The following is a 9,017-nucleotide window of genomic DNA, read 5'->3' on the forward strand; positions in this document are numbered from 1 at the left end:
GTCGTTCTCGATTCTTCTGAAATAGTGAATGAGGAAACTGTCGTTCTCGATTCTTCTGAAATAGTGAATGAGCCTGTTATTCTAACGACTTCTGAAGCGTTACATGAGCAAAAGTCACCTACTTTAAAAAATGACGAATCTGAAGCTATATTAGAAGAAACATTTGAAACCTATATCAACACTCAAGAGGTAAACAAGCAACCTGAACTGGAATATAAAACTACAGATGAAGAGCATAAAAAAGAAAAGGGCTCATTATTTTTCAATTTCTTCCGAAAGTGGAATTAGTGTAAAGCCGTGTGGAATGAGGGGTAGAACTGAAGATAAATCGTCCAATAAGTATGAAATACGTATTGGACATTTTTTATGTTTAACATACACATAAGATGATTCATACAGATTAAATAAAGGCTTCCATAAAGCGCTCTCTAAAATTTATACAATATAAACTTAAATTTAGATATTTGCCCTGACTCCACAAACATAGCTGAATAGAATAATGAAGAAAGGGGGTGTAAAAATGTGTATGAATTGTATGAATTCAACGTGCGGCGGCTGCGCAAATCAAAATAATGAGTGTGCTGCACTCGGTCCTTTTGAAGCTATAGATGCTGCATGTATTACTACTCCACCAGCAACAGGTTCCATCATCCCATTCGCGTCAGGTATTGTTCCTGTTGTTTTAACATCAGTTCTTGGTGGCGCTATCGGGACAGTCAGTATGGTAGGATTCGGCACGTCTATTCCAGGGGTAACTCTTACTGGTATAAATATAGACTTAACAGCTGCTACTGGAACAGAAGCCTTTTCCGTTCCACGTGCAGGTACTATTACATCTATTTCTGCGTCCTTATCCGCAACAGTTGCTGCTACCCTTATAGGAGGAACAGCAACAGTCAGAGCACAAATTTACCGCGCGCCTGCGGGAAGTAATATTTTCAGCCCTACAGATGCATTTGTTGATTTAGCACCAGCTCTCTCAACAATAGCAATAGGTACTATTACATTTGGTACTAGAAACGTTACACCAGTGCCAGTAGCTGCTGGTGATCGTTTATTAATGATATTCTCTCTTACTTCCACAGGAATTGTTGCTGCTGTTACTGGTAACGCAAGTGCAGGAATTAATATTGTATAAAAGATTATGCTCGTAAGTTAGATTAAAGCTACCCTACAGTGTTAATCATCCATGCAAAATATGATACTACCTTGAAAACAATTGGAAAAATGAGCGAAAAAATAGGCGATTTTCTTCAAAACCGAGAAATCGCCTATTTTTCAATTTAAATAGGTTGCATTAATTATATCGACAAGGCATTTTGAATCTGAGCAAGGTGATGCTTTCCATGCCAAGCATATAGAGCTATGGCTTTTTCAAGTGTCAGTAACCCTGAATCAGGATGGTTAAACGCTCTTTGCAGTTGCTCCTTTGTTAGACTAGACAGTAAATAAACCCAGCGCTCATGTAAGCTTTCGATTAGTTTATAGGAGGTCGCTACTGGAAGTTCTGAATCTGGGAGTTGCGCCCATTCCGCTTCATTGTACGGCTTAATCGTCGGTACATTCTCTGTAAGTGCTAATTTAAAACGAATATAGCTATTCATATGACTATCAGCAATATGATGGACTAGCTGTGTAACAGTCCAGCCATTTTCACGATACGTTTTCGCTAATGCTTGCTCACTTGCTCCACTTAATTCCTCCGCTAGCTGTCTAGGTAACAAACGAATATCCTCAATCCAATCCTTTACTTGCTGTGCTGTCACCACTTCTGAAAAATGAAATTGCCCAATTGGATAGCGTAAATCGGTCATATAGCTCTCCTCCGTTTGCTATTTTCTTTCTTTTCATATTACCAATTTAATATTTTACGCGCTACTAGCATTATTTTTTCAGGTTTAGCTTCTTTCTCATTTGCTAATTTTGATCCTAATATTTGTACAATGTATTTCTGATCATTATCTTCCTTTACAAAAATGAGTTCTGGAAACTCTTTATTAAAAAGAAATTCTGTACCGTTTTCTTCAAATCTATCATATTCCAGCTTCTTATTAGAAGAAATGGATATTCCACCATTGATAGATAGACTAATAATGATTTGTGCGCTGTTAAAACCACTATTATAACGTAAACTCAACGAGGAAATTTCGGATGTTAATTGCAATGTTCCTTCCTTAATGATGTAAGGTACATTTTTCTCCTTTGCTTCTAAATACATAACTTCAAATTTTTGTTCAGCCTCCTCCAATTTCTCATCTGGCTGCTGATAACTAAGTAATCCCTCTGAAAAACTATTTGTCCCAAGCAAATCCTCATTTAAATGAAATTTTTCTTTTATTTCCTTTGGAATGTCAGCCATACTTTTTATTTTATAGTCATTTTGATAAGAATGGACAGAAGTTAATCCATATTTTTCATAGGCCTCTACAACTAAAAAATAAAAAAACTTTCCTTCTGGAAGGTTCGCTTTTAAATCATTTATTGTAGCATCGTATTGTGCAAATATCTTCGTGATATCTTTATATTTTTCTGCTTCTTGCTCAGCCATAGTATCAACTGAAAGCAATTGTCTTCCTTCATTGTTAAACAGTCGCCAGCCTGTTAATTCCATTGCTGTAGCGATTGAGGCTGTTATAAATATAGTAAAAAAAGCGATGACAACAGATATTCTAGTATAGATAGATCTTTGCCTCTTTCCGCGTTTCCTGTTTTTATCAAATATTATTTGCTCATAAACTGGGGTAGTTTCAGCTTCCTTTTTTAATCGATTTTCGAATTCCTGAAATGATTTAATATTATTTTTCATCATACGAGCTCCTTTCAATGATTTTTTGAACCTTTAGTTTTACTCTTTCAAACCTCTTCCGTGCAGTAGCATGCGTAATATTGAATATTAAAGCGATTTCGGCAAAGTCCTTATCTTCTATAATTCTTAATACAAGGAGTGCACGTTCCTTTGCCTTTAATTGTGCCATTATTTCATCTAACTCCATGTCCATACTTGGATTGTTAGAAACATCCTGTATCATTGACGTGTTTTCAAATGAAATAAACTTTATGATAGATTGCCGCTTAATTCTGTTTAAGCAATGATGATAGGCAATTTTATATAACCAAGCACTGTAGTTTTCAATGTGTAATAGCTTATTGTTTTGAAGGGCTTTTATAAATACCTCCTGTACAGCATCCTCTGCATCATGAGCATTTCTTAATATGTTAAAGCAATACACATAGATTTTTTCATAGTACTCCTTTAGCAAGTAAGCCATTCGATCGTCCTTGGTTTCCATGATGGGCTGCTCAAAAAATTTTGAATGCACTTTACCACCCCTATTTCCTCTACTATAATATGTAAACAATTGAACTACTTAAAATGTGACAAAAAATAAAGCTATACTTAACCAAGGAATTAAAAGCCTTACGCTACCTAAAAATAAAACCCTTACTTTGTAAGAATCCAAACTTACAAAATAAGGGTGTTGAAGTATACATATCACTTTAACTTACCAAATCCTATTGAGTGATATCATAAACTAACGTATCAAAATAGCTGCCGTTGATATAGAGCAATATCGCCCATAGTCCTGGCTCTGGAACCTTTACACTTGAAGGTGTATGGGCATCTGCACCATTATTTGGTCCACCAAGGCCCATTGTCCAACCATTTATCAATATTGGATGAACTGTTTTCGAATCTTTATGATAGCCGACTATCGTCAGTTCTGTGTCAAGGGTAGGCTCTACTCCCCAAAGATGCCACATCCATTTTTGGGTGCTTAGGCTTGGCGCATCAGCACCAATGACGCCAGATTTATTGATATTCCCTACTATACTACCTCTATCACCAAACACTTCGGCTTTTTTGTCCCAATTAATTGATGCAAAGTCACTTTCCTGTACAAAATCAGGTAAATCATCTGGTAGTACTACTGCTTTTTCATTCATTACACAGCCTGCTAGAAATAATAATACTGTAAATACAAGGATACATCGCTTCATTACACCACTCCTTCAAGATGGCTTTATCTATGTAACGAATTTTTTGTATGTATTGTTACAGATTATTCTGAATATTTTTCTATTGATCTTACTACAAATTCAGCTAACGATTTTAGAGGATGAGTAATTGTTAGCCCTGACTCTTTTTCGAATAGCTGTGCAGCCTCCACCATTGAAAGCTGTGCAACAGACGTTTGCCGTTGATCCTCTTTTACATGATAAAGAGCTTGAAGAATGGCTTTTTTATATGCTTCTTGTTTTCCCTGCATGATCAGTTCAAAAGTATTGTCGATTACCTTAGCTACAACTTCAATCTCTTTGTTATGCTGTAAGGAATATTGCTGAAGCCTTCTCATTGTACCCTCTACGGTTCTCGGATTCGTAAAAAGGATTGTTTGAGGCTGTTCATTCTTACAAATAGCTTCAAAAAAGGGTTCGTCTATTTTCAAAATTGGAATGGAAAGCGTAATGGGCGCTTCCTCTAACAGAGCAATATAATTTGTACACGTTATTAAAATGGCATCTATCTGACAGCTTTCCATCCATTCAAGTTGTTCCTTCACCTTAAAAGCTAACCCATTATTTTCATTTGAAGCTTGCAGTAAAAGACCTGGATCTACAAAATGGACAAGTTCTATGTGATTGATATTAAAAAATGTTTGTTCTATATATGCTATGTTCGAATAATGTGCATGCAAGCAGCCAAGCTTTTTCTGCAAATGTAGTCCCTCCTACTTAGTTAAGCTGTTTCCCCATCGTTGCTATAGAAAGTGAGAAGCCGTTAAGATTCTCTCCCTTCTCCTCTTTTGTAATAACATAACCCAATGAACGATATAACTCAATGTTTCGAGGTACTGACATACGAACCTTGCATTCACTAATCGTTTTTCCATTAGCAAGTGCATGGTGTTCAAGCTCTTTCAATAATGCTTTTGCCAAGCCCTGTCCTTGTTTTGATGGGATGACAGATAATCTAAAAAAATAAACACTGTTATCACTAAATGTAAACCTGACCATAGCAACGGGCTGTTCATTGAGATAAGCAATAAAGGCATATTCTCCTCTTTCCATACCATCTTTAATCGATTCAACCGTTTCATTAAGTGCACTTGAAGGCGGTGTTGCGTGCTCATATTCTTTAAATGCCTGTAGCATTACATCAAGGATAATAGGTGCTTCTTTTGATTGTGCCAACATAATCTCCATTTTTGCCATCGCTCCTTTTTGTTTTAATATACATTTTATTGTATTTTTAAACAAATTTAAACCGCATTATCAAAGATAATGCGGTTTCGTTATTTATTTTTATTCACAAAACGTATTGCTCTACTCATAATAGTTGGAACAATGGAAGCATGATTTTCCTCAAGTCCCTCATAAAAGGAGATATCCATGTCATTCTGTAATCTATTTGCAATTTGTTGTGCATCATCCACCATAAAGGTTTCAAGCTCACCCACTCCGATAAACAGCCTTGCCTGGATTTCCTGATTATCCAATGCTGATGCAAAACGTAATAGCTCATGCTCGTTCCACCAAATGGAAGGGCTAATAGCAATATAACGTTGATAACTAGACGATTGATGGAATAATTGCCACAGCACAAAATAGCCTGCTAGTGAATGTCCAAAAAGTGTTTGTTGCTCCTTATTTATAGGGAAGTTAGCCAGCATCTCTGGCTTTAATTCTTCTTCTAAAAATCTGCTAAAGTTTTCGGCTCCACCATGCCTTTCATAGCCCTTTCCTTTAAATCTTGCAGGATAAATATAGGTTTCAGCTTGTCCCGTAAAATCATAAAAACGTCGTTCCTGCATATCAGATTCATGACCAATGCCAACAACGATTGCTGGTAATACACCTGTCTTAGGGGCATTCCGACTTTGCAGACGCACTACTTCCTTTACAAGCTGGAAATAGGACGATCCATCTAATACATATAACACAGGAAAGCCTTCTTTTGGCGCCTCATCCTGAGGTACATAGATGTTGATTGTATACCTATAATCAGTAAATTTGGAGGTCATTTGCTGTGTTAAATAATCGGGTATTGTCGATTGTCTTTCAATCATCATTGGTTAACCTCCTTTAGCACATCATAGCCATAGCATACAGGTGTATTTGTCACAGGATCCTCCATAATGCGCGCATCAATGTTAAATACCTGACGCATTACATCGACGCACAATATGTCTTGAGGTGTTCCTGTTTTCATCACAACACCCTGACGCATTGCGATTAATTGGTCTGAATAACGTGCTGCATGATTAATGTCATGTAAGACCATCACTATTGTGCAACGATGCTCCTCGTTCAGGCTTTTCACAATTTCTAGCACCTCTAACTGGTGTGCCATATCTAAATAAGTCGTCGGTTCATCTAACAATAAAATATTTGTTTCTTGTGCAAGTGCCATTGCCAGCCATACACGTTGACGTTGACCTCCTGAAAGCTGTGCAAGGTCTCGATCACGAAATTCTATTGTGTTGGTAACGGTTAAGGCCCACTCAATCATTTCCTCATCCTTTTTTGTCAGGCGATTGACATTATTCCGATGCGGATAGCGACCATAGGCAATTAACTCCTCTACCTTTAGCTGCCCAGGAGCAATAGGTGTTTGCGAAAGGATTGCTAGCTTTTTTGCGATTTCCTTTGTAGATAGATTTTGCATATTTTGATCCTGCAAATAAACCGTACCCTGCTGTTTTTTCAATATCCGACCGATTGTTTTCAACAATGTGGATTTTCCACAACCATTTGGCCCTATAATGGTTGTAATCTTTCCCTCCTCAATTGTTAAATTTAGACCTTCAAATACCCGAATCTGCTCATAGCCAGAAGATAAATTTTCCATTCTAAATGCAGTTTGCACACCTTTTTCCTCCTATGCCTTTGATTTCACTAATAAATATAAGAAATACGGAATTCCTATAATGGAGACAACAATACCAACTGCCAGCTCAGATGGGGCAAATACTGTTTTTCCAATAAAATCAGCTAATATTAATAAGCCAGCACCAATTAAAGCGCTTACCGGCATGACGTAGCGATGCTGTATACCAACAAGCTGTTTCGCAATATGAGGTGCCATTAATCCAATAAAGCCTATACTACCCGATACCGATACACAAGCACTGACTAGACCAACACTTGCCAGTAATAGCTTCATCTTCTCTTTTTCAACCGCTATCCCTAGGCTAGTAATACTATCCTCTTCCAGCTGAAAATAATCGAGTAAATACGATTTTCGATGCACATAAATGCCTAATAGGATTAGCCATGGCAGCATCGTTACTACAAAAATCCAGTTAGCATTGTATATGGAGCCGGCCATCCAAACTGCTGCTGATTCAAAATCTTGGGCACTCATTTTTAATGATAAAAATAACGATAATGCCCCAAATCCACTATTAATAGCTATCCCAGTTAAAATTAATCGCTGCATATCCAAGTGACCATTTTTTAGAGCAAAGGAAAAAATTAGTATAGCGGCTATTGCCCCTCCAACAAATCCAAATAGGGGCATCATTAAAATGGATAACCAGCTACTTATATCCGCAGTCACTAAACGTAATTGAAAGAAAAACATAAATATAACAACAGCTGCTCCAGCTCCAGCATTGATCCCTAAAATTCCAGGGTCCGCTAGACCATTGCGTGTAATACCTTGTAATACCACTCCAGCCATACCTAAGCCAACACCAACAAGAGCTGCAATGACAATACGTGGTAAACGAAACTCAAAGATAACAAGATCAAATTTTGGATTAGGCTCAATACGCAGTAATGTTTTGATGACATCCATTACAGACATATCGAATACTCCATTTGTAATATGAAGATAGCTGGCACCCAAAATAAATAAAATAAGTATCGAAGCGGTCATAACAAATACACTTGAGGCTTTTTTACGCACGCTTTTCACCCCCGTGTTTACGAACTAAATACAAGAAGAATGGAACTCCTACTAATGCTGTTAATACACCAATTGGCGTTTCGAATGGGAAATTAACAAAACGGCTAAGTACATCACAAAGCGCTAGGAAAAACGATCCTATTACCGCCGCACAAGGAATAATAAAGCGATAATCTACCCCAACAAGGAAGCGTGTAATATGTGGGATAACTAATCCAACAAAGGCAATCTTTCCGACAAGCGCAACTGCTGTACCTGTTAAGCATACAACAGCTAGCATACTAATGATCTTCACCGCTGTTGTTTTTTGCCCAAGCCCAATAGCAATATCTTCACCCAGAGAAGTGATTGTAATAGCCTTCGCTGATAATAAGGCAAGGACTAAACCAACTAAGCCAAATGGGATAGCTAGCAGCAGCATATCCATATCCACCATATGTACCTTCGTGTTATACCATACACTTACTGTTTGTGATACTTGGAAATACATTGCAATGGCAGTAGCTATACTACTTAAAAATGTACCGATAACCGTACCAATAATCGCCAATCGTACAGGTGATAAACCATTGCGAATTAATGAACCAAATCCAAAAACTATCCCGGCTCCTAATGCTGAGCCAATCATCGAAAGCAGAATCATTTGATAGTTAGGGAGACCTGGGAAAAATACAATAGCTAACGTAATAACAAATGCTGAGCCATCATTTACACCCATCAAGGAAGGTGATGCTAAATAATTTCGTGTAATGCCCTGCATAACAGCACCTGCTACTGCTAAAAATGCGCCCACTAATAAAACTGCAGCAATCCTAGGAATACGACCAGTTCTAACAATTTGATGATCCACATTCGAGGGATCAAATGCAGAAATCGCCTGCCATATTGTGATTGCACTAATGTCTTTTGTTCCGTACATAACGGAAACTAATGCTATCATCACAATTAAAAATGGAGAAGCCGCTAATATTGAAAATGCCATTATGTTTGTTTTTTTCAACTTCCACACCTTTTTCTATTTGAACTCTTATCAATTTCGCCTTGGCGTAATTGTAGCTGCCGCTTTGCTTTCGCTACAGAAAACATTTGTTGCTGTCGCTTCGCT

12 protein-coding genes are annotated in these 9,017 nt (G+C 37.5%); 2 read left to right on the top strand and 10 right to left on the bottom strand.

The features are described 5' to 3' along the window. Positions 1-288, top strand: a 288-nt coding sequence (locus AC1RNS_RS24045; RefSeq protein ID WP_492996340.1) for a hypothetical protein, incomplete at its 5' end; no start/stop codon positions are given. 232 nt (positions 289-520) lie between these two features. Next, positions 521-1,138, top strand: a complete 618-nt coding sequence (locus tag AC1RNS_RS24050; RefSeq protein WP_492996341.1) for an exosporium glycoprotein BclB-related protein — start codon at positions 521-523, stop codon at positions 1,136-1,138. A 163-nt stretch (positions 1,139-1,301) separates the two neighbouring features. On the opposite strand, the gene AC1RNS_RS24055 is transcribed toward AC1RNS_RS24050, so the two are convergent. The 10 genes from AC1RNS_RS24055 to AC1RNS_RS24100 all read right to left on the bottom strand — a co-directional run bounded on the left by AC1RNS_RS24055 (position 1,302) and on the right by AC1RNS_RS24100 (position 8,912). Continuing rightward, a complete protein-coding gene (locus tag AC1RNS_RS24055) occupies positions 1,302-1,814 on the bottom strand; it encodes a YfiT family bacillithiol transferase (protein ID WP_492996343.1) in 513 nt (170 codons plus the stop codon). Positions 1,815-1,852: 38 nt separating this feature from the next. Next, complete coding sequence (locus AC1RNS_RS24060; protein WP_492996344.1) at positions 1,853-2,806, bottom strand: hypothetical protein; 954 nt, start codon at positions 2,804-2,806, stop codon at positions 1,853-1,855. After that, positions 2,796-3,320: an RNA polymerase sigma factor gene (locus AC1RNS_RS24065; protein WP_492996345.1), complete on the bottom strand. Its 525-nt coding sequence runs from the start codon at positions 3,318-3,320 to the stop codon at positions 2,796-2,798. The genes AC1RNS_RS24060 and AC1RNS_RS24065 overlap by 11 nt, the downstream gene beginning before the upstream one ends. A 193-nt stretch (positions 3,321-3,513) precedes the next feature. Beyond that, positions 3,514-3,999 carry a DUF4871 domain-containing protein gene (locus AC1RNS_RS24070; protein WP_492996347.1) on the bottom strand — a complete coding sequence of 162 codons (486 nt, stop codon included), beginning with the start codon at positions 3,997-3,999 and terminating at the stop codon, positions 3,514-3,516. A gap of 62 nt (positions 4,000-4,061) precedes the next feature. After that, positions 4,062-4,718: a hypothetical protein gene (locus AC1RNS_RS24075; protein ID WP_492996348.1), complete on the bottom strand. Its 657-nt coding sequence runs from the start codon at positions 4,716-4,718 to the stop codon at positions 4,062-4,064. Between the two features lie 16 nt (positions 4,719-4,734). Next, entirely contained in the window at positions 4,735-5,205 is a 471-nt protein-coding gene (locus AC1RNS_RS24080) for a GNAT family N-acetyltransferase (protein WP_492996350.1), read from the bottom strand. 89 nt (positions 5,206-5,294) lie between these two features. Beyond that, positions 5,295-6,071: an alpha/beta hydrolase gene (locus tag AC1RNS_RS24085; protein ID WP_492996351.1), complete on the bottom strand. Its 777-nt coding sequence runs from the start codon at positions 6,069-6,071 to the stop codon at positions 5,295-5,297. After that, a complete protein-coding gene (locus tag AC1RNS_RS24090) occupies positions 6,068-6,850 on the bottom strand; it encodes an ABC transporter ATP-binding protein (protein ID WP_492996359.1) in 783 nt (260 codons plus the stop codon). Before AC1RNS_RS24090 ends, AC1RNS_RS24085 begins: the two co-directional genes overlap by 4 nt. A 30-nt stretch (positions 6,851-6,880) precedes the next feature. After that, positions 6,881-7,912: a FecCD family ABC transporter permease gene (locus tag AC1RNS_RS24095; protein WP_492996352.1), complete on the bottom strand. Its 1,032-nt coding sequence runs from the start codon at positions 7,910-7,912 to the stop codon at positions 6,881-6,883. After that, positions 7,905-8,912, bottom strand: a complete 1,008-nt coding sequence (locus AC1RNS_RS24100; RefSeq protein ID WP_492996353.1) for a FecCD family ABC transporter permease — start codon at positions 8,910-8,912, stop codon at positions 7,905-7,907. The genes AC1RNS_RS24095 and AC1RNS_RS24100 overlap by 8 nt, the downstream gene beginning before the upstream one ends. Positions 8,913-9,017: the final 105 nt, after the last annotated feature.

This window comes from Lysinibacillus sp. GW821-FHT14F06, from assembly GCF_058803665.1.